The 24,305-nt window shown below is 68.6% G+C and carries 20 protein-coding genes and 2 pseudogenes; 8 read left to right on the top strand and 14 right to left on the bottom strand.

Going from position 1 to position 24,305, the window contains the following annotated elements; translation table 11 throughout:
* Positions 1–399: transposase (locus ABZ826_RS17745; protein ID WP_361448397.1), on the top strand; the 399-nt coding region annotated here is incomplete at its 5' end.
* 33 nt (positions 400–432) lie between these two features.
* A pseudogene (locus tag ABZ826_RS17740) lies at positions 433–551 on the top strand (IS481 family transposase); the annotation flags it as partial.
* 109 nt (positions 552–660) lie between these two features.
* On the opposite strand, the gene ABZ826_RS17735 reads toward ABZ826_RS17740, so the two are convergent.
* From ABZ826_RS17735 to ABZ826_RS17675, 13 genes are all read right to left on the bottom strand, one after another.
* Positions 661–2,925 (bottom strand): UvrD-helicase domain-containing protein, encoded by a 2,265-nt coding sequence (locus ABZ826_RS17735; protein ID WP_361448394.1) that lies wholly within the window; start codon positions 2,923–2,925, stop codon positions 661–663.
* Positions 2,922–9,677: a DEAD/DEAH box helicase gene (locus ABZ826_RS17730; protein ID WP_361448391.1), complete on the bottom strand. Its 6,756-nt coding sequence runs from the start codon at positions 9,675–9,677 to the stop codon at positions 2,922–2,924. Before ABZ826_RS17730 ends, ABZ826_RS17735 begins: the two co-directional genes overlap by 4 nt.
* A 106-nt stretch (positions 9,678–9,783) precedes the next feature.
* On the bottom strand, positions 9,784–10,725 hold the full coding sequence (locus ABZ826_RS17725) for a hypothetical protein (protein ID WP_361448388.1): 942 nt from the start codon (positions 10,723–10,725) through the stop codon (positions 9,784–9,786).
* A gap of 48 nt (positions 10,726–10,773) precedes the next feature.
* Positions 10,774–11,961: a DUF3696 domain-containing protein gene (locus tag ABZ826_RS17720; protein WP_361448385.1), complete on the bottom strand. Its 1,188-nt coding sequence runs from the start codon at positions 11,959–11,961 to the stop codon at positions 10,774–10,776.
* A complete protein-coding gene (locus ABZ826_RS17715) occupies positions 11,958–13,244 on the bottom strand; it encodes a DUF262 domain-containing protein (protein WP_361448382.1) in 1,287 nt (428 codons plus the stop codon). The genes ABZ826_RS17720 and ABZ826_RS17715 overlap by 4 nt, the downstream gene beginning before the upstream one ends.
* A gap of 112 nt (positions 13,245–13,356) precedes the next feature.
* Positions 13,357–13,815: an ATP-binding protein gene (locus ABZ826_RS17710; protein ID WP_361448379.1), complete on the bottom strand. Its 459-nt coding sequence runs from the start codon at positions 13,813–13,815 to the stop codon at positions 13,357–13,359.
* Positions 13,816–13,945: 130 nt separating this feature from the next.
* Positions 13,946–14,623, bottom strand: a complete 678-nt coding sequence (locus ABZ826_RS17705) for a contact-dependent growth inhibition system immunity protein (RefSeq protein ID WP_361448376.1) — start codon at positions 14,621–14,623, stop codon at positions 13,946–13,948.
* A 10-nt stretch (positions 14,624–14,633) separates the two neighbouring features.
* Positions 14,634–14,933, bottom strand: a complete 300-nt coding sequence (locus tag ABZ826_RS17700; RefSeq protein ID WP_361448373.1) for an RNase A-like domain-containing protein — start codon at positions 14,931–14,933, stop codon at positions 14,634–14,636.
* Positions 14,934–14,942: 9 nt separating this feature from the next.
* Entirely contained in the window at positions 14,943–15,500 is a 558-nt protein-coding gene (locus ABZ826_RS17695; protein ID WP_361448370.1) for a hypothetical protein, read from the bottom strand.
* A gap of 99 nt (positions 15,501–15,599) precedes the next feature.
* Positions 15,600–16,076 carry a hypothetical protein gene (locus ABZ826_RS17690; RefSeq protein ID WP_361448367.1) on the bottom strand — a complete coding sequence of 159 codons (477 nt, stop codon included), beginning with the start codon at positions 16,074–16,076 and terminating at the stop codon, positions 15,600–15,602.
* A 42-nt stretch (positions 16,077–16,118) separates the two neighbouring features.
* On the bottom strand, positions 16,119–17,813 hold the full coding sequence (locus ABZ826_RS17685; protein WP_361448364.1) for an RNase A-like domain-containing protein: 1,695 nt from the start codon (positions 17,811–17,813) through the stop codon (positions 16,119–16,121).
* On the bottom strand, positions 17,813–18,118 hold the full coding sequence (locus ABZ826_RS17680; protein ID WP_361448361.1) for a WXG100 family type VII secretion target: 306 nt from the start codon (positions 18,116–18,118) through the stop codon (positions 17,813–17,815). The genes ABZ826_RS17685 and ABZ826_RS17680 overlap by 1 nt, the downstream gene beginning before the upstream one ends.
* 12 nt (positions 18,119–18,130) lie before the next feature.
* Positions 18,131–18,508 (bottom strand): WXG100 family type VII secretion target, encoded by a 378-nt coding sequence (locus ABZ826_RS17675; protein ID WP_361448358.1) that lies wholly within the window; start codon positions 18,506–18,508, stop codon positions 18,131–18,133.
* 278 nt (positions 18,509–18,786) lie between these two features.
* Here ABZ826_RS17675 and ABZ826_RS17670 point away from each other — a divergent pair, with 278 nt between their 5' ends.
* The 4 genes and pseudogenes from ABZ826_RS17670 to ABZ826_RS17655 all read left to right on the top strand — a co-directional run bounded on the left by ABZ826_RS17670 (position 18,787) and on the right by ABZ826_RS17655 (position 21,404).
* On the top strand, positions 18,787–19,350 hold the full coding sequence (locus ABZ826_RS17670; RefSeq protein WP_361448355.1) for a hypothetical protein: 564 nt from the start codon (positions 18,787–18,789) through the stop codon (positions 19,348–19,350).
* Positions 19,351–19,529: 179 nt separating this feature from the next.
* A complete protein-coding gene (locus ABZ826_RS17665) occupies positions 19,530–20,099 on the top strand; it encodes a hypothetical protein (protein WP_361448352.1) in 570 nt (189 codons plus the stop codon).
* A 26-nt stretch (positions 20,100–20,125) separates the two neighbouring features.
* A pseudogene (locus ABZ826_RS17660) lies at positions 20,126–20,434 on the top strand (contact-dependent growth inhibition system immunity protein); the annotation flags it as partial.
* A 202-nt stretch (positions 20,435–20,636) separates the two neighbouring features.
* A complete protein-coding gene (locus ABZ826_RS17655) occupies positions 20,637–21,404 on the top strand; it encodes a hypothetical protein (protein ID WP_361448349.1) in 768 nt (255 codons plus the stop codon).
* A gap of 92 nt (positions 21,405–21,496) precedes the next feature.
* Here ABZ826_RS17655 and ABZ826_RS17650 read toward each other — a convergent pair whose 3' ends face one another.
* Positions 21,497–22,570: a MarR family transcriptional regulator gene (locus ABZ826_RS17650; protein WP_361448346.1), complete on the bottom strand. Its 1,074-nt coding sequence runs from the start codon at positions 22,568–22,570 to the stop codon at positions 21,497–21,499.
* Positions 22,571–23,275: 705 nt separating this feature from the next.
* On the opposite strand from ABZ826_RS17650, the gene ABZ826_RS17645 reads away from it, so the two are divergent.
* Both ABZ826_RS17645 and ABZ826_RS17640 read left to right on the top strand, forming a co-directional pair.
* On the top strand, positions 23,276–24,082 hold the full coding sequence (locus ABZ826_RS17645; RefSeq protein WP_361448409.1) for a helix-turn-helix transcriptional regulator: 807 nt from the start codon (positions 23,276–23,278) through the stop codon (positions 24,080–24,082).
* Positions 24,079–24,264 carry a DUF397 domain-containing protein gene (locus tag ABZ826_RS17640; RefSeq protein ID WP_361448343.1) on the top strand — a complete coding sequence of 62 codons (186 nt, stop codon included), beginning with the start codon at positions 24,079–24,081 and terminating at the stop codon, positions 24,262–24,264. Before ABZ826_RS17645 ends, ABZ826_RS17640 begins: the two co-directional genes overlap by 4 nt.
* Positions 24,265–24,305: the final 41 nt, after the last annotated feature.

The following is a 24,305-nucleotide window of genomic DNA, read 5'->3' as shown; positions in this document are numbered from 1 at the left end:
GCGCAGATGATGTCGAACCTGGGCGTCACCAAGTCGCACTCCAGGCCGAAAACCTCAAACGACAACCCGTACAGCGAGAGCCAGTACAAAACCCTTAAATACCGGCACGACTTCCCCGACAGATTCGGCTGCATCGAGGACGCCCGCGCCTGGTGCGAGCGGTTCTTCGACTGGTACAACCTGGAGCACAGGCACTCCGGCATAGCCATGCACACCCCGTTCGACGTGCACTTCGGCCTCGCCGAACAGCTCCGTGGGATGCGCGCCGACGTCCTCGGCGCGGTCTACGAAAAGCATCCCGAACGCTTCGTCCGCAAGCCCCCCGAGCCGCCGAAGCTCCCCGAGGCTGCCTGGATCAACAGACCCTCTCAAGATCAAACGATCCCGGCACAGCAATAGAACGACCTACCTGCCTTGATCACGTTGACAGGTTCCGACAACGGCTCCTGCTACAAATCCAAACTCTCCACAAGGACCTGACCACACACAAGCGCACACGCCCCTACCGGCCACAGACCAACGGCGAAGTCGAACGCTTCAATCGCACCCTGCAACCACCACCGCTGCCACATCGCATTCCGCGGACACCCGCCCATCAGTCGTGTCAACAACATCGATCGCACAACGATCAGCAACGCTGGTGGGGAGAAGCGCGCCTTATCACCGGGGCGGAAGCAGGGGTGCCAGGAAGCGACTTGGCTCACCGTGCCAGGTGATGGCGAGCGCATCACGGGCGCGGGTAGCCGCGACGAAGAGCAACGAGCGCGCCCGGTGCAGTTCACGCTGGTGGCGGCTCGGGTCCGTGCGTTCCCACGCGTCCACAGAGGTGCGGGGTACGAGTCCCTCGGCCACCCCGGCGATGATCAGGCAGCGGTACTCCAGTCCCTTGAACCGGTACATGGTGCCGATGTGGACACCCTGGTCGTTCCGCGGTCCGTCCTGGGTGATCTCCGTCGGGGTGATGCCGCGTCGCGCGAGGCGGTCGGCGAGCTGGGTGACCATGTCGTTGGTGGGGACGCAGATCGCCGTGGACTCGCGGGGCACGTCGTGCCAGGCCCGTAGCTGCTCGACGACGAGGTCCATCTCCTCGTCCCAGCTCCGTGCGCCCCGCAGGGACGGGCTCGCACCTTGAAGGATGGAGCGGTATCCGGCGATCGTCTCCGCACTGCCGTCGAGGTCGTCGTAGTCCGCGTCGTCCAGGACCCGGATGGCGTCGCGCAGGATCTCCCGCGTGGTGCGGTAGCTGAGAGTCAACCGGGAGGACCGGCCGCGGATGTGGACGCCGAGGCTGCCGAGCGTGACCTGGTTGTCGTAGATCCGCTGGTGCGTGTCGCCGACGAGGAAGATGTCGTCGGGCTCGGCCGGCACCATCGCGCGCAGCATCTTCCAGTGGGCGGCGCTGAGGTCCTGCGCCTCGTCGACCACGATGTGCCGGTAGCGGTAGCGCAGCCAGGCACCGGAGCCGGCCTCGACGTGGAGGTTGTCCAGGCCCCCCCGGTCGTCGCGTTCCTCGGATCGCCGGTCGATTCTGGCCTTGCGAGCGATCTCCAGCCGTGCCGCTCGCTCGGCGACCTGCCGGTGGGTCTCCAGCCCCTTGGTCTCCAGGCGCTGGGTGAAACGTTCGGCGAGCTGCCAGATTCCAGCTCGCTCGGCACGTGTGACGCTGCGTCCTCGGCCCGCGCGCCGGGCGGCGAAGTAGTCGCTCCGGGAGGTCACGGCCTGGCCGAGGATGACCTGGTTCCACTCGTCACTGAGGAACTCGGCGCTCCAGCGGGTCTCCCCCGCCTCCACCAGCAGCTCCCGCCACTCGCGCAAGGCCGCCGTGTCGTCGATCCGCCGCTTGGCGCTGCCCGGGTCGGCCTCGCTGACGAGGCGGGTCGCGAGCTGGTCGACGTGGGCGATGTCGACCCGGGCGAGTACGTCGGGGCCGCCGAGTGAGAGGAGCCGGGCCCGCAGATCGGCGGCGAGGTTCTTGTTGAACGTGGTGAGCAAGACGGGCTTGTTGCGACCGGGCGGGAGCCCTCGCACCAAGTGGCACACACGGTGGAGGGCGACGATCGTCTTGCCCGTCCCCGGCCCGCCGCCGACCCGTGCCGGGCCGGAGTAGCGCCGGTGGACCAGCTTTTCCTGGGTGGGGTGGAGGAAGATCTTCCATCGCCCGAAGTCGCCCTCCTCCAGGATGCTCTGCAGGGACTCGTCGTCGGTGATCACCACGGTCTGGGAGCGGTCGACGGCCGCCTGCCAGTCGTCGGTGTCGAGGTTCTGCTCGGGTTCGCTCACGGCGACGGGCGCGGTGACCTGGTCCATGACCGCGTCGTAGGGGACGCCGTCGCGCAGCCGCAGGAGGACCTCCCCGGTGTGGCGGGGCGCGTACTCGGCGAGACCGAGCAGCTCGTCGTCCGTGGTGAGTTTCCGGACGATCGGGATGAGCGGTTCGGCGACGCCGAGGTCCGCGAGCTGTTCGTCGGTGTACGCGGCGAACAGGGGCTCTTCTACCGGCCTGCGGGGGGCGGGTTCCGGAGCGGGGGTTGCGGGCGGCGCGGGTTCGCGGCGCTGCACGTGCTCCTCGACGACCTGGAGGTCCACGTATTCGATGGCGCCGGTGATGTGGTTGATGCCGTAGTTGAGCCGGTCCAGGTTCTTGTGGACGTGGCCGCGGTGCTTGACCGAGACGAGAAGCCAGTCGTCACCGCCCAGGCGGATCATCAGGGCCCGCCACTCGCGGTTGACGCGCGCCGACCAGAGCCGGTCGTGGCCTTCCAGCTGCTTGAGGTCGAAGCCGCCGGCGTCCGGGTTGCGGCGGAAGTCGTGCTGGAACTTGTAGAACGCGCCGAGGACGGCGCGGTCCAGTTTGACGATTTCCTTGTCGGCCTTGTCCAGCAGGCGCAGGGTCACGCCGGTCCTGGGCGCGCCGGTGACCGTCATCGCTCGTTCTCCTCGTGTTCGTTCGTGGCCGGACCGGCAACTCCGCTCACCAGCCCGGCGAGTTCGCCGGCGTCCCATTCCGTCGCGGTGCGCACCTGCCAGCCCGCGTCCCGGTAGGCCCGGTCGCGTTGTTCGGCGTCGATGTCCCGGTTGCTGCCCGGGTCCGGCCGGTGGGCGAGGACAACACCGATCCGCCGGGCAGGCCAGGCGAGTTCGGCGGGCCAGGCGGCTGCTCCGAGTTCGTAGCCGGCCTCCGGCGCGGGCAGGCCGAGGCCGGCGAGGACGCGGGCGAGGCCGGGGAGACCGGGGTCGTCGATGAGGAACTCGATGACCTCGTCCCAGGCGGGGTCGCGGACGGCCCCGGGGGCCTCCTCGGCGGTCTGCCCGACCGCCTCGGGTTCGTGTGCCCGCCGCTGAGAGGTGAGCCACCCTGCGCCGCCGGTAACCGCCAGTTCGGCCGGGTCGAATCCAGGCAGCATGGCCGCCGTGAGCTGGACTCCGTCTCCCTCGCCCGCGTCGAGGAACTGGAGCAGGTTGCTCCAGTAGAGCCATGCCTGCCAGCGCCGCCGGTGGGCGGCCTCGTCCGCCGCCACCGTGTCCGTGCTGTCGTCGAGCACGGTCAGTGCGGTCCATGCCGCCCCGGTCTGTCCCCTGCGCAGGTCGAGCGCGATGGTGAGCGGACACCCTGATGTGTCCCGGGTCGCCATGACCTGGACGGCGCCCTGTCCTCCGGCGAGCCGCTGCCCGTGCAGCGCCTCGCCGATCCTGCGGCCGGTCTCCTCGCCGTCGGCCAGCGCCCTGCTGGTCGCCGACACGGCGGCGAAGCCCGCGAGCGCGCTCTGGGTGCGGCGCCGCCAGGCGTCGGGGTCCGGGTCGGTGAGGTACCCGATCAGTGTCTCGACGGGGTTGGCCCACACGAAGCGCGACAGGTCCCGGGTGTCTCCGCCGTGCATGCGCCGGTGGACGTCCATGGCCGTCTTCTGCGCGGTGTTCGGGTACGGCTTCCATACGGGGTCGGCCTGCGGCTTCGTCCGCCCTGTCCACGCCTGCACGTCGTCCCAGGTGAGCTGGAAGACCTGCCAGTTTTCCGCCCGCAGACGGGTGCGTTTACTCGCGTCGTCCTCGGCGGTGAGGTGCTCGGGGCTCGCGTGATAGCGGTAGCCGTCGAGGTAGACGGCCACCCGCCGGTCGTCGTCGGTGCTGTGGAAGACGACGTCGGGCCGGGTGAAGCCGAGCGGTGTCTGCGTCTCCATCTGCCAGCCGCGGACCGTGCCGTCGGGTGCGGTGAAGCGCAGGGTCGTGTCCCTGGTGCCGTCGGCGGTGAGTGCGGTGCGGACGCTGACCTCGTCCACCCGCTCGGCCCATTCGAGCAGCCCGCGCCGGAAGAGTGCCTCCAGTTCGCTCTCCACCTGGTGCACGAGGGTGATGTCCCGGGCGGTGGCGACGGGTTCGGTACTCCATCGGTCGGCGGTGCGGCCGAAGAGGTCACCGAGCATGTCCAGCGCGTGCTCGCGGGAGACGAGTTCGTACTCGCCGTCGGTGACGTGCCGCAGCAGGCAACGGTGGCACGCGGGCCGGCCCTGGCCGACGCACACGCAGGTCTCGATCACCTGGCGGGCGTCGTCCAGGACGCCCCTGAGCCCGTCCTGGCCGGCGAGGCGGTGCAGATATCCGGTGCCGCCGGGCAGCGTGTCGTACAGCACGAGGAAGTGGCGGCGCAGGGCGGCCTCGCCGCGTTCCTCGGGCATGGAGTCGGTGACGACGGCGAGGTGGTCGGGGTCGCCGCCGTAGCTGCGGGCGATACCGGCCAGCAGCAGCGCTTTGAAGGAAGCGAGCCTTTCCTGGGTGTGGGCGGTGACGGCGGGGATGAGGATGCGCAGGGCGTCGGTGCGCAGCTCGTGGGCGAGTAGCACCTTCTCGCCCCGCCGGGCGGTATCCGCCCCGCTGCGCCGCCTGGGGCACCAGGGCCGGTGGTACTTGCCGTATGCGGCCGCGTCACCGGTGTCCTGGGCGGCGGGCCCGCCGTCGGGGTCGGCGAAGCCGCACGCGTCGCAGACCCAGAAGGGATTGAGGCGGACCTCCCGCCCGGCGAAGGCCGTGTCGGCGCCGCCGTCCACTCGGGTGGCTCCGGTGTTGATGTGGCGGATGCGTGCCTGGCGGGTGAACTCCCAACCGAAGGTGGCGTGTTCGTGCTTCCATGCCTGTTCGACGTCTTTCGCGTCGATGTCCACTGCGGGCACGACGGTGTAGTGCCGCCTCTCCCGCTCGTCGCTGTCGTCGCGGACGCGGACGTCGTCGCGTTCGTCCCGGGAGGTGACGCGGCGCGGCACCAGGACCTTGTGCAGGCAGCCGACGTCTCCGATGGCCGCGGACCGGCAGCGAGGGCAGGGCGAGGCGTCCTGCTCGGCACGGTGGGTGCGGACGTGTCCGCAGTCGGGGCAGACGCGCCACCAGATCCAGGCGGGGCGGCCAGGACTGCCGATGTCCAGTCCGGTGACACGGTGCTTGTAGCCCTGGGCGTAGTAGTGGTTGCCCGGGGCGAATTCGGAGAGGGCGAGGCGCGCGGGGCGACTGTGGTGGAGGGTCTTGCTGTGGTCCTTACGGGTGCCGTCGGCCTGCTTCTCCGTCCAGGTGAGGGTGGCCTCCAGTTCGGTGGCCGAGTCGATCAGGCTGTAGTTCGGCAGCAGGCCGAGGTCGACGAGCGCGCCGTGCGCGGTGGTTCGGCTGATCTCGCGGGAGACGCGTGCCACGTCCCGGCGCTCGGCGCGCAGTTCGCGCCCCTGCCGTTCCTGGTCGGGGTCGCCGGCGACGAGCAATTCATGGGCCCGGTCGATGGCCTCGGTCCGGCGCTGCAGGTCGGCGCGGCGGTCCTCCCAGCGTCGGCACGCGGTTTCCAGGGCGCCTCCCAGTCCCTCCTCGCCGGGGTCGGTCGCGTAGGTGACGAGGGCGGCGCGGGCCTGCGGGCTGACGCCGGTGCCTCGGCTCTCGTCGTACGGGGGGAACAGGTCGAGGAAGCCCTGCACGAGCTGTGGTCCGCCGGTGAGCGCGGCTTCGGCGAACTCGGCCTGCCAGGCCGAGGCCCCGAACAGATCGGTGGCGCGTCCGGGCAGCGGCCGCAGTGGCGTCCCGTCGGGGGCGGTCAGCCGTCCGGCGCCTGCGAGGTCGAGGAGATGGGCGAGGTACTGGCGGCGCAGGATCTCGGCCGCGGACAGGTAGCAGCCGGGCGGCAGGACGTCCCCGGCGATCATGAGCCGGGGTTCTTCCAGGTAATAACGGTCGCGCGGACCGCGGTCGACCATGGTGAGCAGGTACGCGTTACCGGTGGACCGACCGGCCCGGCCCACACGCTGGATGTAGTTGGCCGGACCCTTCGGCAGGGAAGCGAGGACGACGGCCGACAGGTCGCCGATGTCGATGCCGAGTTCGAGGGTGGGGGTGCAGGACAGCACCTGCGGGTTGGCGTAGTGGACGTCGGTTCCCTCGCGGAACGCCTTCTCGACGGCCTCGCGTTTGGCTCGGCTGAGTGTGCCCGTGTGTTCCGCCGTGTTGATCGTGAATACGCCGGCCTCGCGGTACATACGCCGGTAGAAGTCGTCCGTGAAGTCCCGTTGTCGCAGGCCGCTGTCGAGGTCGCGGCCGGTGGCGAGGATTCCGGCGCAGCGATAGCGCGGACACGGCTGCCCGTGCCACTGGTCGGCGACGTCGGGGTGGACGGTCTGCTCCCAGAAACAGACCGGGCAGTGCGCGGTGGCGTCGGGCAGCGTGTCGTCGGCGAGTCTGCGGACCTGGATGTGTCCGGGCTGGAGGCCGTAGACGCGAGTGGCCCCGTCGAGTGCGGTGCGCACGGCGAGGACCCCGGTGTCGGCGAGGGCGGGCAGCAGCCGGGTCAGGAAGTCGGTGGCGGCCTCCCTGCGCAGCCCGAGGGCGCGTACGGCCCAGTCCTGGTACCAGCCGAGCCGGCCGGTGAGGACGTCGAAGTCCTCGCTGCCCTGCTTGGGGGTGCCGAGCAGGAACGCGGGCGCGGACACCCCGCGGGGGAAGGCCGGCATGCCGGTTTCGCGTCCGCCCCAGATCGCCCACCGGCGCACCCCTGCCTGGTCGAGCCAGGGGTCCAGCCAGGCGTGCCGGACGGCACCCCGGATACGCAGCCGCTCCAGCAGGCCCCGGACGAAGCCGGTGTACCGGTCGGGGCCGGGCACCGATCCGTCGGGCAGCGCGATCTCTCCGGGCGTGGTGAGCAGCGTCTCCCGCACGAGGTCGGCGACGGAGTCGGCGTCCGGCAGGGGCACGTCGGCGGCGACGGTGCGCGTGAGCTCCAGGGTGCGGCCCTGCCGGGACCGCAGGCCGAACTCCATGACGGTGGCGAACGCCAGGCGCTGCGCGATCAGTTCCCAGGTGGCCCGGGACCCGCGGCTGCGTCCGGAGAGCAGGGTGTCCACGCCCCGGATCAGGTGCAGGTCCGGCGGGATGACGGCGGCCTGCACCGCCTTGCTGTCGACGACGTCGGCGATCAGGTCGGCGGCCAGATCGCTCAGGGTGATCGGCTCGTCCTCGTCGATGCGGCTGGCGAGCAGCGCGCGCAGCGAGAACGTGTAGGAGCGGCTGGCGACGTATCCGGCGCGGTGGGCGGCGTCCTGGACGGAGTCGTTGAAGAGGAGGGTCTTGTTCTCGCCCTTGTTCTTGTCCAGTTCGCCGCCGGTGAAGAGCTGGGTGACGGCGGCCGCGGCGAGCGCGGCGAGGCCGGTGCCGAGGTAGCGGATGGAATTGAAGGTGCGGCAGGCGGGGCACTGGTCGCGTTCGGCGGCCCGGTCACCGTCGAGGTCGGCGTGGACGAACACGGCGTTGTGAAGGGGTCTGGGCCGACGGGGTCCGTCGCCGTCGGCGGGGGCGGTGAAGTCGGTCTCGGGCGAGAGGGGGCGCAGCCGTCCGCCGGCACCTTCCAGGACCATGACGGCGGGTCCGCCGCGCCGACGTTCCGCCCCGGCCGCGAAGGCGGCGTCGTGCACTTCCTGCGGGGTCGCGGCGATCATGTTGCGCACCCGGCGCTTGTCGCGGCCGACCGAGGCGCGGCGGATCTTCGAGGCGTTCAGGTCGAGCTCGGCCGGGTCGACCTCCGGCGAGTACGCGGCCCAGCCGGAGCGTCCGCACTCGCGGCAGAAGACCGCCGGCAGGAACACCTCGGCAGGCGGCGGGGCACTGTCATCGGCCGGTACGGCGGCCTGCTCGGCCACGTCGGCCGGTACGACAGGACCCTCCCCGTCGTACGGCGAGGTCCGGGCGGCCGCTCCGTCGTCCTTGCGGGCCAGTGCGCCGCGAGAGGTGACCCGCTCGTCGTCCCAGCGGAACTCGGCACGGGCCGCGCTGATACCGCGCAGCACACGGGAGACGGACCGTACCCAGTGGTGGATCTCGATGGCCAGCAGGGGCCGCCCGGGGTGTTCGGGGTCGCGGGCGTACGACAGCAGGGCGATGTAGCGGGCGAGTGCCTGGGCGGCGATGCGCGGCCGCTGCTGCACGGCCATGCCCCAGTGGTAGGCGTAGCGGGGCAGTACCTCGGTGATCTCGGCGAGGGTCCTGGGGGTGCCGTCGAGAATCTCCAGGAGGGCGGCGGTGAGCCGGTGGCGGCGCAGAACGCCGCCGAGCTCCTCCGGGCTGGGCCCGTTCAGGCCGGTGAACGCGGCGACGAGGCCGTCCATGGCGTCCGGGTCGCGGGTGGGGTCGCCGAGCTCGGCGACCTCCTGAGGGGAGGGGAACGGCAGCGTGAAGTCGCTCTCGCCGGTGAAGTCCTTGGTGGAGCGCCGGTCCTCACCGATGACCGACTCGGGCGGGAACGGCACGCCGAAGACCTGCTCGGCAACCTCCAGCATGCCGGGCCCGCCGCCCGCCCTCCCGGTCCCGCCGGGGCCGTTCTCCCCCAGCGTGGCCGACGTGGCGACGGGGCAGACCGGCCCCAGCGGGCGGCCGGGTTCCGCGAGTCCGGTGACGGACCCGAGGCGGCGCAGCAGCATGGCGACATCCGTGCCCTGGGCACCGTCATAGGTGTGGAACTCGTCGAGGACGACGTACGCGAGCGCGGGATCCTGCCACAGCCGCTGGTCCTCGGGACGCTGGAGGAGCAGGTCGAGCATTTTGTAGTTGGTGATCAGGATGTCCGGCCGGGTGCGCCGGATCTCGTCCCGGTCGACGGTGATCGCGGGGTTGGCCTGCTTGAACTCCTGCGACGGCTTGTCGCCGATGTAGAGCCCGGCCCGCACACCCGCGTCACGCAGCCGGGTGTCCTTGGGGTCGTCGAGCCGCTTGTTGATGCGGTGCGCCTGGTCGGTGGCGAGGGCGTTCATGGGGTAGAGCAGGATCGCCTTGACGCCCTCCCGGCCCGCCTCACGCTCGCGGCGGCAGTGGTCGAGCAGCGGGATCAGGAACGACTCGGTCTTCCCGGACCCGGTGCCGGTGGTGACGAGAGTGGGCCGCGCCGGCCCGTGCAGCGTGGACAGCCTCTCCCAGGCGAGTTCCTGGTGCCGGTGGGGGGTGAAGTCGCGGGGCCACCAGGTCAGGTGCCGCTGCCAGTCGTCGCCCTCGGCGCTCCGGAAGGGTGTGCGGATACGGAGGTAGGGGCCGCGGAAGATGCCGTCGTCGGCGTCGCCGAGGAAGCCCTCCAGGGCGCGGCGGGTGCTCTCGTCGGCCAGCGCGTACGTCGTCGCGAGGTACTGGCTCAGACTGGCCCGTACCTGGTCGGCGGCGAGGGTGGGACGCACGCGCGGTCCTCCTTGGTGCTGGTGGGGCGGGTGGGAGCGCGACAGGCTGAGGGCTCCCGTTCACGGCCCTACGGTAACGGGGGCGGCCGGGCGCTCCGGGCCCGGATCACTTACCGAGCTTCCGCCCGGCGTACGCAATGCGCAGGGTGCGCTCCTCGTGGATCAGCCGGAAGTGCATACGGCCCGGTGACGGCAGGAAATCGCAGTGCCAGTCGAACAGCCGGTCTTCACCGTCGGTGTCGGGGAACCAGCACAGCCGCCGCCGGGCCTCGAACTCGGTGCGGACGTAGGAACGCCACTGGGGTGCGATGGGTTGTCGCACTGGATCCCAGTCGCTGACCGCGTCCTGGAGCTCCCCGAGGCGTTCGCCCACCGGCCGTACCCACACCTCGGGGAGTTCGGCGAAGTACTGCTCCGCGAGCGGCGTGAACTGGAGCAGCGGGAAGAGGTTCGCACGCAGGCCCCACAGCTCGGTGCCGGACCGCAGCCCTTCGACGGCCTTCTGCCGGCCGGTGTTCGCACCGCGTCGGATCCACGGCAGATGGGCCGTGACGTGCTCGCGAGTGGCGGCGTGCGAGATCTCCACCTCGGTGAGGGCGGAGCCACCGTCCTGGTCGTCGAGGAGTTCCTCACGGACGAGGGTCAGCCGGTCGGCGTTCCAGCGCGGCTCGACAGGCAGAGAGATGCCCAGACCTCCGGTCAGGTGCGCTGCTCCGAGCCCCTCCACGGCGTCCCCGTCGTGCCGGTACTCGACGTCCGCGTAGGTCTCCCCTTCAGGAAAGGCCTCTCGGTGGGGCCACTTGGACTGGAGGATCAACAGCCGCTGCCACAGCTCCTTCGTGCCCGGGGTGCCGATCCACTTGCCGATGGCGTGGCCCTCGGCGAGATTCAACGCGGTGACCGGCTCCCGGGAGACCAGCAGGGTCCCGGCCCGGTCCTCCCTGGCCGCAGCGAGGACGGCCTTGACCATCTCGGTCATGGCGTGGTTGACCCGATGCGCGTCGGCACGAGTCTCACAGGACTTCTCGTTCAGGAACAGCTGCGGCACGTCTCCCCCTCCGGATGGTGTGCGCCTTGCCCCGCCCCCCGGCGGATGTCAGCCGATGAGCTGGTCGAGCGTGTTCTCCAACTCGTCGAAGAAGCCCTCGGGCCACTGATCGAGCATCCCGTCCGTGTCGACCTGCGGGCTGACGAAGTCCACGCCGGTGCCGTCACCGCGGAAGTAGTGCAGCACCACCTGCGACGGGGCGAGCCGCCCCCGCTTGACGGCGAGCCGCACGCCGTTGATGACGTGGTCGCTATGGGTCTCCATGATCACCTGCGCGCCCTGCGCAGCGGCCCCGGCGGCCAGCGCGGCCATCCGGGTCTGCCCCTGGGGGTGCAGGTGCGCCTCCGGGTTCTCCAGGAGGACCAGGGAGCCGGGGCGGGCGGTCAGGCAGGCCACCACGATCGGCAGGACATAGGTGAGGCCGAAGCCGACGTTGCTGGGACGGCGGCGCCGGGTGGCGCCGAGTGTGCCCTGGAACCCGTACGAGAGGCGTACGGCGTCGGCGCCCTCGATGGCGTCGGCCTGGATGTCCACCCCGGGGCACAGTTCACCCATCCAGGCAGCGGCCTGGTCGAGCAGGAGGTCGGATGCGGCGCGGGGGTGGCGCAGCGGGCCCTCGGGGACGGGGTTCCGTGCCTGGTCGCGAAGGAAGTTGACGGTGTGTTCACCGCGGACTCCGAGGAAGCCACGGCCGATGGCCGCGTGATGGTCGCGTGGGTAGAACTCGGCGGGCGAGATCCGGTCGGCGTGCAGGTACTGGAAGGGCGCGGTGAAGAACGACGGGGACACGCCCTCCGAACCGGTCGGGGCGTCGGGTCCCTCCGATGTGAGCGGCAGGTCCGCATCGAGCAGAGGCAGCAGGTTCTGCTCGGGGTCGTACTCGACGGTCCAGCCGTAGTGGTACGGCCCTTCGTCGACTGCGAGGGCGATCCGGGCCTCGTCCTCCGTGAAGTCCTCGTGCAGTACGTCCTCTCCGGTGCCGAGACCCACGAGTTCGCCGTTGAGCAGAAAACCCTGGTTCGCGACACTGACCGTCATTCCCGCCCTCCGCGCTTCGGGCAGGCAATCGGAGACCGCGAGATCGCCCGCCTCGTACGACTGGCGCAGCAGGGCGATGGCCTGGAGAACACTGCTCTTGCCGGACGAGTTGAGCCCGGTGAGGAGCGTGAGCGGGCCGAGCGGAAGCGCCGCGTCGCGGAACGCCTTGTAGTTGTGGAGCGTCAGACGGTCGATCACTGCTCAGCTACCCCCCGGAACAGCCGTGCCACGTGCTGAAATCGTGTGCGGATCTTCGCCGGATCCCCGGTGCCGATGGAGATCGACCGGTCGAAGTCCCAGTCGTCCATGAGCTCGAAGAACCTGCTGTGCACCTTCGTCCGCGACGCTACCAGCCTGTTCCGCTCCTGATCGTCGAGTAGCGCGAGATGGACGGAGATCGTCTCGAACAGTGCTTTGTTGATGGCGGGGGAACTCCGCGGCCCCCCACGCCACTTGCGGAAGGCGTGCTCACCGAACAGCTCCCCCGCGCACCGCATGGCCACCCGGAACTCTCGCGCCAGCTGCTCCCGCCGCTCCGCGGTAAGACCGTTGACCTTGTACATCGCGTTGATGAGGAACTGGTCGAAGTCCTTCTCGGTGTGCTCGGCCGGATTGGTGAGGCGGAATGCGAGGAAGCGCAGCACCATCTCCCGGTCGGCCATCCGTTCGTCGGACACGGTCCACCGGGTGGCTTCACCAAATGCCGGGTCCTCGGCCAGGTCGGCGAGGAACCCCCGGACAGGTCCCCGTACCAGCGCGTGCCGCAGCTCCTGCGGTTTCAGCGGCATACCGCCCGTGTTGATCCGGGAGAACACGTTGTACTTGACGGCCTCCGGGGTGCCCTGCTGCATGATGTGGACGGTGAGCTGGGTTTCACGCAACCGGATCTTCAGCCGTCCGGTCAGGTCCTGGTACGTGCTGCCGTTGAATCTCCAGAGGTAGTCCAGGTCCCGGAGGGCCAGCGGGTCGAGGTCCGTGACCTTGGGCTCCATGAACCGGGCGATGGCAGTGAGCCGCTGGACGCCGTCCACCACGGCCCACTTGTCCTCGTCGTCCTGGGCCATGTGGAAGTTGGAGATCGGGATGCGCAGCAGCAGCGACTCGATCAGCCGGCTCTGCGAACGATCGCTCCAGATACCCGCCCGGCGCTGGAAGTCCGGCGCGAGGTCGATCATGCCCTCCCTCAGCCGGGACAGCAGCAGATCCACGGTGGTGGTCTCCGTATGGATCTTGATGCTGTCGGGCCGGAACGGGGCGGAGATGCCGTCGGCGTCGCTGTAGTCCCCGCCCTCCTCATCGACGGGCAGCTCCAGCTCCACGCCGGTCGGTCGGCCGTCGGACCCGATTTCCAGGGGCGCCCCGAGCGGCAGGAAGAGCGCGTCCGGCTCGTCGATGTCCTCCGCTCCGGCGTACCCCCTCGAATCCGCCGACCTGTTCCGCCCGGAACCCCGGCCGTCGGCACTGTCCTCCAGGTCCGTCATGGTCCCCGTAGCCCTCCGTCGCCGCCCGATGCCGTTCCCGGCCCAGCCTATAGACGGGCCTTACGGCCTGTCAGCGCGACCGTCCGGGGCCGGCGGGCAACGTCCGGCACCGTCAGCGCCGCAGGTCCAGCTCGGCGACGACCGTCTTGCCGACGGGCATGCGGTCGAGGACGTCCCACCGGTCGGCGAGCGCCTCCACCAGCAGCAGTCCCCGGCCGGTCTCCGCGAGCGGCGGCATCGAGGGGCGTGGCGCGCCCGGGGCGGGCGGCCGGAGCTCGCCCCGGGTGTCGGAGACAGCGATACGCAGGGTCCGGCCGAGGATCTCGGCGGTGACCTCGAAGTCCCGGCCGGGGACGCGGCCGTGCGTGACGGCGTTGGTGGCGAGCTCTGCGACGAGCAGGGCGGCGGTGTCGGACGCCTCGCTGCCGTGCGGCACGCCCCAGGCGTCGAGCTGGTGCAGCACGAGCCGACGGGCGAGGCGGGCGCCACGCGGAGTGGAGCTGAAGCGCTGGACGAACACACCTACGGTGAGCAGCGCTTGACCGGTTGCGGGGGTGGACTGTGCAGTCATGCGCCCACGATGGCGGCGCTCAGCACCCTTCACCAGCGGTGGCGCGCGTACGCCGTATCGGCGTACGCGCACGCACCGCGGGCGGTACTTGAGGAAAAGCCGCCTTCGGCAGGAGGTCCGGCGAGGCTGTTCACTTTCCGTAGTCAGGCCCGGCCGTCGCGAGGTGCTCCGCCACCGTCTGGAGCCAGCTTTCGATCGAGAACGGGGCCGGCGGCTCAACCTCCATGCCGAGCTCGCCCACGCCGACGGCGTACTCGTGATCCTCCAGCCGCAGGGCCAGCAGTTCGTGGATCTCGCCGACCAGCCGGGCGGTCAGCTGGGGATCGGCCGTTTCCCTGTAGTCGCGGACCGCAGCATCATGGTCGCCGAATTCGTCGGGCATGTCCTGCGAGAACCAGCCGCCGAGGAACTGCCCCAGCTCGCCGAAGCGGGCGTGCCACTCCCAATGCGTCTGGGGCGTGGTCGGCGGAGGCACTTCGCCGGACTCGATGCTGCGCTTGATGTGGTCGGCCGTCTCGGACAGCCAGCTCTGAGTCCGGGACTCGGGCAGCCCGAGATCGGGTACCGAATAGAACTCACCGAGGCGCAGCCGCAGGCGGCCGGGCGGATTCCGTGCGTACTCGCGGAGTTGCTGTTCGGCGACGGAGAGCGCCCAAGGCCTGGTGTGCCAGGTGTGCCGGAGGTACGCCTGAAGAGCCGGCGGCGCTGTGTCTGATTCCGGACTGTCGGGTTCCTGTCCGACGAAGGCTGCGACGACGACGTCGAGTTCGCCATATCGGCGGTCGAACTCAAGCGGCTTCATGGACACTGCGGCACCTTCAGAGGTAGATCGGGTAGGTGGCGTGCACGACGAAACCGTGCGGACTCGACGCTTCGCGCCTCAGCGTCACCCGCGCGGCCCGCACATCGACGGGCTCGCGACCGGCGAGCATCATCGCTTGCAACAACACGCGCCCGACGGGCTCCTCACGGGATGGCCAAGCGGCCTCGATGGTGAGCCTTGGTCGCGTGCCCTGGGCCAGCCAGCGATGTACGGCCTGCTCGTTGCGTGTGACGACCTGCTGGGTACACCACTGTGCGGTCGCGTGGTCGGGATAGGTAGCAGAACGGGTACGCACGGGAAATCCTCAGTCGATCGTGAAGCCCCAGAAGATGCCGACTTCCGCGGCGGAGACAGCGATTACACCACAATCCATTACGTGGCTGGTGAAGCCCTCATAGACACCCTCTCGACCGAACATGTCGGCATGGGGATCCTCTCGCGCCGTTACCGCATTGGTAAAGAACAGCGCTTCTCCTCCAAACCTTTCCAGAATCACTCTCGCGTGAGAGGTCAGTTCAGCCTCTCGCACATCAAAATCCGGGATGTCTTCCACTTGGAACCACTCACCCTGGAGAGTGACCATGATTTGTTCAGCTCCCCTCCTGGACACAGGGAAAACAGCATTGAAGTCGCCTGGCGTGACAGCACTGAACGGGCTTCCCGGGCCAGTGCCGTAATCGCCCCCTCCTGGTGCCATGGCAAGCTTCGACCAGCCACGCGGATCGTCCGTCCGCAACTGCATGACGTCGAGGGCGTCCAGTCGCCAGTCATCGCGTCGCCGCGCGCCCACAGCCGCGAACATGCCTTCCCCGAAAATGGCCCGCAAGGAACGACTCCACGAGGCGCCGTCAATCTGAGTCACGGCCATACTCCAGTTTTTCAAAAGTGCGCACTACGGGTGCTGGGTCGTCTAGAGAAGTGAGCGTGACGAGTTAGGTCCGGGTTACCCGCGAGCCAATTGTCAATCGTCTTCGAATCTCCAGAGAACGAGAACCGCCCTTGGTGAGACGCCGATGAGACAGAGATCAATAGTTGTTTCCGCAAGCGCGTTCACATGAAAAGAAGAAGAAAGGTAGCCGGATTCTTGCCCGTCCTCAGCACCTCCATGGTTCGTCCAGAAACGGGCGTCGCCACCTAGCTGGTCCAACATTCGAGCTAGAAGACTGTCCCGTATTTCGTCCGCGTCCACCAAAGATTGAAGCGGCCCTCGGAGAAGCGATCCGAATGCGATGAATTTCGACAGGTCGAGCGCATTTTCGCGGGACACCTCAGCAAGACTCGACTCCATGTCCTCACGGTTGACAGACTGTAGTGCGGGGCAGCTACGCATGGCAGCAATCGCAGTCTCGCGCCAATCACCGTCACCGGGCACTGAGAGATGCACGAATGTCTGGCGAGCATCGAACCAGTCAGGAGGAAAGTCGATGGGTACATTCATGGCATTCATTAGCAAGTCCGCCCGGTCCATCGGCCACGAGAATCAGGGAAGGGAGGGCATCGATGTGTATACGACGTACGGCGGGACAAGTCCATTCTTGTATTTCAACACCACTGTGGCGCTGTGCGTATCCAAGGCGTGCTGAGCCGATGGGTTCGAAGCCTCGACCGTACGACCCGTCACGTGCTGAAACTCCACGGGGTCCAGTCTCAGTATTGAATTGTCCCTACGAGGCCGGGACAGCCAGGCCGTTATCTTTGCAGTATTGTCCACTCCGGAGTTGGGTTGACCTGAATTACTCGGTGGTCCAACATACTCCATGACGGCTTGCGTCGTCTTCTGAGCTTGGGGCAGGTCGACAAAACTGGATGCCGCGTCAATGGTCGGCTGATCCCTCAGCCGCATGGCAAGCTGCATATCGGTCTTACCTACGTGCTTGTCAATTACGTGACTGCCGTGGACGCCCTCCTGATTCGCAAGGTCGATAGGGTACTGATGGTTCGCTTCACTGTCTCCTGGGACAGTGTAAAGCAGATTACCCTTGAAATCGGTCAGAGCTCGGGCACCGAAAGACTCCGCCCGCGCCGACTCGGCCCGGTACGTGGGGGCACTGTTATATGCCTCGTCCAGAGCTTCGTGCTGTTTGTTGAGCTCTACGACCTGTCGGTGCACGCGGTTGTTGTATGCCTCGACCGCCGCGTTCATCGCCTCCTCGTCCACCTCAAGGGCGAAGCCCTCCGCAAAACCCTTCCCTATGTTGAGGAGTCCCTTGCCGAAGCTCTTGAGGTCTTTCATACCCAGACCGTCACTTGTGTCGATGTGCGGCAGGGCCTTGATGACGGCTTCGTAGTAGAGCCTGCGAAGGTCCTCTCGCACATCCTGCGCGGCAACCGCCCAGGCGCCCAGAGCATCACTCACGACGTCACAGGTCTTGACCATCACGTCCATGACAGGGTGGCTACCGGCCTGACCGGGCTGCGCCGAGTCGTGTTTCCACTCATAGCCCTCGCGCCTCTTGCCCCACGCGCTCGTGCCCCAGACAGCGCTACAGAATTGCCGCATTGCCGCGGTCCACTCGCCGTTGGACCGATCGGTGTAGTTGTGCAGGGCACTGCTGAGGTTTCCGTCCGTGGTGGTGACGGTCGTGCTCGCGTACACCCAGCCAACGGACATGTTGTCCAGACCCAGATAATCGGGCAACGGCATGATCTCGGCAGCCTTGCCCATGCGGTAGACGTCCTCCAAGAGGGGCCTGATGATCGCCAGGACGCCGGCGTCCACTGCTTCCAGTGCTCGCTGGAAGATGTCCTGGCTCTGGTCGATGTCCGCCCACTTGAGGTCCGTCACGGACCCGTAGTTCGGCGGCGTGTCGATCACGGCCGGTGGCGGCTGGGTCTGGGCCGGGGCGCCCGAAGGGTCCGTGGCGGCGTCCGCAGTCGCATAGTTGTTCGCGGTCAGAGTGAAACCGACCGCGGCACCTCCGACGCTCGCCACCGACTTGGCCCACACCTCGATGAAGCGGTTGCCGACTTTCTTGTAGGCGTTGGCGAACTCCCATGCGGCGGTGCCGTAACCCCCGCAGTCCGGATACCGGCCGAGCTCGTCGAGGAGCTGATTGGCCCCCTTGTGCAGACCGTCCTGAAGATACGCGACGTAGCCCGAGAGTGTGTGCAGCGCACTGGGGGTGACGTCGATGTCTCCGTTCTTCAAGGGAGGCGGAGGAGGAGGCATGCTCATCAGGCCGCTCCCCATCCCCGCAGCACTGCGGCATGTGCCGCCGCGTAGTTGGTCTGCCCTGTTGTGACAATGCCGTGGAGCCACGCCTGCGTCGCCTGAAGGTCCTGTGCGGACCGGTCCCACTCGTCAAGCTTGTCGATGAAAGCCTCGCGCGCCTCGCCCTCCCAGGTGAGAACGACCTTCTCAACGCGGTCGTGCATGGTGTGGACGTTCTCGTTGAGCTCCTTGAGGATCTCTTCCAGCTGGCCGGAGAGGAGCTGCAGAGTGGCGAAATCAACCGCTATGTTGTCGTCGCTGTCGGTCATGCGTCCCCCTCGTCAGAGATCATTCAAGCGGCTCGTGCGCGGCGCGGCGGGTGGGCTCCCGGTGTTGGGGGTCGAAAGCTCGTCGGCCTCCTTGTCCACGTCCACGGACATCTGGATACGCCTGAAGGCTGCCAGCGTGTCGAGCTCCTGCTCGGTGAACCCGTCTCGGCTCATACGAACAGCTGCTTCGAGCAGCTTCATGAGCTCACGGATGCGAACCGCTTCCTTGGCGGCTTCTCGGTGTTGCTTTCGGTAAGCCTTGGCCGCGGGCCCCCGCCAGCGGGCTTCGATCGCGTCGACGACCGTGTCCATGCGCTTGACCTGCCGGTCCAGGTAACGCTGCATTTCGTCGAGGTCGTCAGCGAGATTGGTCAAGTTCTCGCTGTTCACCTGCAAGTTGGGATCTGTCGTCACGCATCCGCCCCCGTGCCCCGTGACCGCTCAACTGATCAAATGTGCTGAACGCCATGCACTTTAACAAGCGGGAACGACAGGGTGCAGTTGCAACCACGCCGCGCTCAGGGGAAACCACTGCCTGCCCTTACCGCCGACAAGTAGACGAGTACGGGCTTCCGGTGCGCCGGCAGCCGCAACCCGCCGTTCGCCGTCATGACGTCGATGCCCTCCGAGCCATAGCGCCCGACCTCGCCGAGAAAGGCCAGCACCAAATGTCTGTCGACCAGAGGCCCTGGGAGGCCGCGGTCCGTCACCTGTACGAGGACGCATATGTGTATATCGCCACCGGCCCGCGCCGCCACGAGAACTGGACGCTCGATGTCCTCGCGGTGATGGCCCGAGCCGTCCCGGACCCCCGGGGCTGGACCGGGCTCGATGATGCGGCGCAGGACCCGGAGCGAGAGGGGTTCCCCGTTTACCCCTTCGCCGTCCACCCCCCGGAGTATCTCTCGGAGCGCCTCAAGGAGATCGACCGGGCCAGCACCGGGAACCTACTCCTGGCCCTCACGGACGACGGGTGCACCCTGTCCAACCTGGCACGCTTCACGGAGAGCCAGGAGGAACTGCGTGCGATGGCGCGCACGATCCTCGCGCGTTACGGGGACGAGGCCACCTACCACACCAACGTCAGCAAGCGCGGCAGCGCGCCCCGCACGCTCGACTTCACGCTGGAGAGCCTGGGGTACAGCCCGCTGAGCGTTTACACGGAGGACTGCGGCCTCGTCATCGTCTCGGACACCGAGGTGGGCATGTTCTGGAATTTCGCCGACTACTGATCCGTCCGGACGGGTCGGGCAACACCATCCCAGGACCCGGTACATGAACCACGGGCTCAACGTGCGGGCGATCGACGTGAAGAACGTAAATACGGTCCTGAAGTACGATTCCAGACTCGGTCCGCCGTCCATCATCCTGACGTCCATGCCCGCCCCGTGACCGACCGACCGGAAGCCGAATGAACTCCATCGACAGCGCTCTCTGGGACACCACGCTGGAGCGGCTCCTCGGCGACGTGTACACCTTTGCGATGACCGGGCCCCGACTGGACGAGGACTGGGGACGGGACGTCCTGGCCGTCATGGACCGGTCGGTCACCGACCCGCCGGGCTGGCAAACACTGGAGTGGCAGATCGACAAGGAGGGGCGCGAGAACGTCCGTCCGTCCTTTCCGTTTCTGCCGCTCACGGCAGAGCAGGTGCATGCGCGGACGTTTCCCGTCACGGCCTCTGCCGCCGCTGAGCTGCTCGCTTCCTTGACCCAGGAGTGGTTCTTCGAGGGCCGCCCCGTCCGGACGCGCGCCGACCGGGACGATGTGCTGGCCGACGCCCGGATGGTGCTCGGCCGGTTCGGAGCCGACGCCGACTTCCGTACCTCCTCCGACCTGGCCCGGACCTCCGCCTCGCCGGACTTCCTGGCCGGTGAACTCGCCGGCGGCCGGGCCTTCAGCGACTACGTGATGGATCTCGGACTGATCGCCGTGAGCGTGGACGAGGTCGGGGTCTTCTGGTCGTTCAACGCGAACTGAGAACCCGCACACAGACCGGGAATCGACCGTGGACTCACTGTGAGTGGCACGCACGCTTCCCGGAAGCAGCGCAACCGCTCGGCGGCTGGTTCTCGCAGGACATCGTCGACGAGTTCCCCGACCACGACGCCGCCGTCGCCGACTACGCCACCACCACCGACCCTCAGCTGGTCGCACGCCTCGTGGGCGAACTCCACGAGCTGCTCGCGCTGCCCCTGGACGAGGGGGACTACGCCCTGGCCGCCACCGAACTCGGCATGGAGGTGGGGCCGCCCGAGCCGTTCTCGCACGGCGCCTGGTTCCAGTCGCTGGCGGGCACGCTGTCCGGCGTCTGATCCGGGTGGACGGTCGGGGACGGGCGCTCCGGTCCCCCTCCGCCGGCGGCGACGTGCGTGCACCGCATCGCCTACGCGCACGGGCCAGGTTCATCACTGTGCGAGCTCCCCGGACGAGTCGTGAGTTCACCTGAACCAAGGACCGACCGACTGGTCGACTGGGAGACTCTGTCAGGACGTGACGACCTGAGGAGATCAACGCGTGGCAACTGAGTCCTTCGACGAATCGGCTCCATCAGGCCGTGGACAGCAAGTCCTCGATCTCCTGGACAAGGCGATCAATGCCCAGAGCGCTCTGGTACGCAAGAACATAACCAGGGCTCACCAGCGCAACCCGGAGGCGACGCCGGCACAGACGATCCGCAGTCTGGAGCGGATGTACGTCAGCGCCTTGACCGGGACAGGGGCAGCGGTCGGAGGAACCGCAGCCGCTCCCGGAGTGGGCACGACGGTCGCACTGGCGCTGTCGGCAGGCGAGGCCCTCTCCTCTCTTGAGCTGAGCGCCCTGTTCGCGCTCTCGGTCGCCGAAGTCCACGGCGTCCCCATCGACGAGGTCGAGCGCCGCCGGACGATTGTGATGGGAATCCTGCTCGGCGGCTCCGGTAACACCACCATCGGCAAGGTCGCCGGGCGCACGGGGCAGCACTGGGGCCGCCAGGTTGTCGCCAAGGTGCCTGTCGAGACGTTGCGCCAGATCAACAAGGTCCTGGGGAGGAACTTCATCACGAAGTACGGGACCAAGCAGGGGATCATCGTGCTGGGTCGGGTGGCACCGTTCGGTATCGGCGCTGTGATCGGTGGTGGCGCGAACGCTGCCGTCGCCGCTCTGGCCGTGAAGGCCAGCCGTCGCGCATTCGGCCCGCCCCCGATGGAGTGGCCCGGGTCGGTACGCGACATCCACGACGCGCACGACACGCACGACACACCGACAGAGTCCGAGCAGTCGGCTGACCGTCCCTCGGTGCACTGAGCGTCGTCCGGCGCCTCACCTCCGTCGCCGATCGTCAGGGCTCTCGGCATCGGTGCTGCCCCAGGTGCGTACGTAGCCGGCGCGTGGACAGCTCAGGGAGTGCGCATCAGGCTGCGGAGGCCGGCCGCGAGGGCCGGAACGTCGCGTTCGGCCTCGTACGGGATTGCGCCATCGGGTGATTCCGGTGGCTGGTGCGTGGTGCGGCAGGGGCGGCAGAGGCCGTCCGGGAGTGCCTCGGCCGGGCCGGGACGACCGCATTCGGCGCACTCGACCAGAAGACTGCGCACGGGGGTGCCGGGCAGGCCCGATGCCGGTGTCGGTACCGGTGCCACGGACAGTCGGGGCGGCATCTTGTCGGTGAGGCGGCGGCGCATCAGGCCGATGGGGGATCCGATCCGCTCGGGAAGCCCGGCGGTGAGCGCCGAGGTCAGGTAGTCGGCGCTGACACCGTGCGCGAACCAGGCGGCGGCAAGTGGCTCCAGGGCGGCGCAGTCGGCGGCGGAGAGCGCCAGGCGGGGTTCGCGGCGCCCGAGTTCCGCCAGGGCGAGGTAGGCGGGGGAAGGAGCCGCAGCAGCCGAAGGGGCGGCTGCGACCGGCTCGTATTCCGGCGCCGGGGGTACCGGCGGGTTCGGGCCTGGGGACGTGGTGGCGCCCGCTTCCAGCGGCCGGTCCAGGGGCGACCCCGCGGTGCGCTGCCGGGGTACGACCGGTTCGGGCCCCGGCTCGGCGGCGGGGACGGATGCCTGCTCCGGCGCGGCGGCTCCGCCTGCGAGCCGGGCGGCCCACCACTCGTTGTCGTGGGCGGCGCGTGACCAGTAGGTGAGCGTCACCCACCGGTGCTGGCCGTCCCCCTCCACCCGGCAGCGCACGCGGCGCAGGTGCCCGGCCACGGCGAGTGCGCGCAGGGCGGTACCGATGGCCATCTGGCCGTACAGGGGCAGGTCTTTGGCCAGCGACTTGATGTCCATGGCGGCGCCGTCGGGCAGGTGGTCGACATAGCCGGCGACATACCGCTCACGCTCCGGCAGGAAGGCGAAGTCGCCGGCGCCGGCGCCGGGTTGACCTTGGCCGGGGATCGACTGCTTGCCATAGCCGGTGCGGGCCTTGCGGTACGGGCGTGAGGCTGCGAGGGCAGGCAGCGCGGAGATAGGGTGCTGAATAGCCACGAGATCGTCTTTCTTGGTGATCGATCTTGGGTGAGACCCCGGCCGGTGCTGCGAACACCGCGTCGGGGTCGTTTCGTTGAGGGCACCGTAAGCAGCCGCGACTCTCCGCCGCAACTCGCTCACATTTAGTCATACTTGCTGGCCGTGACGGGGTGGGGAGGGAGGGAGGTTTCCCCAAAAACCCCTACCTACCTCCCGGATGAACAACACCGCTCGGACCCCGATCCTCGGACCCCGAAGCTCAAGCGTCGGCCCGCGCACCTCTCCCGGACCCCTGAACGAGTGACAGGGCGGTGCGCGATGCTCGAACCCCAAGACTCGGGAGCCGAGTTCCGGGGTCGGCGTCCGGATCCCGCAGAGTCCGGCATCCCCGTCAAGGTGAGCGACCCAGCGCTTCCGCCTGAACAGAAGTACAGCTGCCACCTCCTCGACGGGCGAGGGGCCGGGGCAGGCGGTCGGGCGCCCCGCGCATAGGGGCGAACGCCAGGGTGCACCACCCCCGCCGCGCGTACGCTGTGACATCAAACGCGCACGCTCGGTGGCGACTTCGCGCCAGTGGGTATGTCGGCGCGGCAAGGTCAGAAGCGGTACGGCAGGGCGGGTGCGCGCGAAAGGTGGCCAACCGTGGCCTACGAGAACACGGACGACAGCGCTGCGGGAACGGCGGCGGGAGGAACGGGCACAGGAGTCGGCGCCGAGCCGGGGGTGTCGGACAGTCTGCGCACGTTCGGCGCGTTCGTCCAGGCTTTACGGGAGCACGCGGGCTTCAGCCGCGAGGAGTTCGGCGACCTGGTGCGCTTCTCCAAGCACACCGTCGCCTCGATCGAGCAGGGCCGCCGGATGCCGGACCGCGACTTCGTGGAACGCGCGGAGGCGGCGCTCGGGAACACGGGGGCACTGCGAAAGGCGGCGCCACATCTGACGCGGCAGGCAGGGCTGGCGAGTTGGTTCCGGCAGTGGGCGCGGGTGGAGACGACGGCGATCAGCCTGTACACGTACGAATGCCGGGTGGTGCCGGGCTTGTTGCAGACGGAGGCATACGCGCGAGCGGTGTCGCTGGACGTGCCGCCGCTCCCCGACCCGGAGGAGCTGGAGCAGCGGATCGCGGCGCGGCTGGCACGGCAGGAGTTGCTGGCGGTGACGCGGAAGCCGCCGACGGCGTTCAGCTTCATCGTGGAGCAGGCGGTGCTGGAGCGGTGGACGGGTGGGGAGGCGGTGACGCGGCAACAGTTCGACCGGCTGCTGGAGTTGATCGAGCGGAACTGGAACGTGGAGTTTCAGGTGATGCCGCTGCGGCAGCCGTCGCACGCGGGGATGGACGGACCGATCATGCTGGCCGAGACGCCGGAGAACCGGTGGTTCGCCTATTCCGAGGGACAGCAGAACGGGCGGCTGATCGCCAGCGCGAAGGAGATCAGCCTGCTCCAGCAACGGTATGCGAAACTGCGCTCACAGGCCCTGCCTCCCAAGGACTCCCTGGGCTTGTTGAAGCGATTGCGAGGAGCGCTATGAGCACGTCCGAACTGGCCTGGTTCAAGAGCAGCTACAGCGGCTCGCAGGGTGACGCCTGCATCGAGGTGGCGAAGGGAACGCAGGCGATCCACGTCCGGGACTCCAAGGACCAGTGGAGCCCCGAACTTGCCCTCTCCCCCGCCGCATGGGGCGACTTCGTCTCGTACGCCGCCCAGGGCTGACCCTCACGCCCCGCGCCGGACCCCGTCCGGCGCGGGGCGCT

Source organism: Streptomyces sp. NPDC047515 (genome assembly GCF_040643055.1).
Taxonomy (GTDB): domain Bacteria; phylum Actinomycetota; class Actinomycetes; order Streptomycetales; family Streptomycetaceae; genus Streptomyces.
The sequence above is the reverse complement of the archived record's forward strand: the minus strand, read 5'-3'. Positions and strand labels throughout refer to the sequence as shown.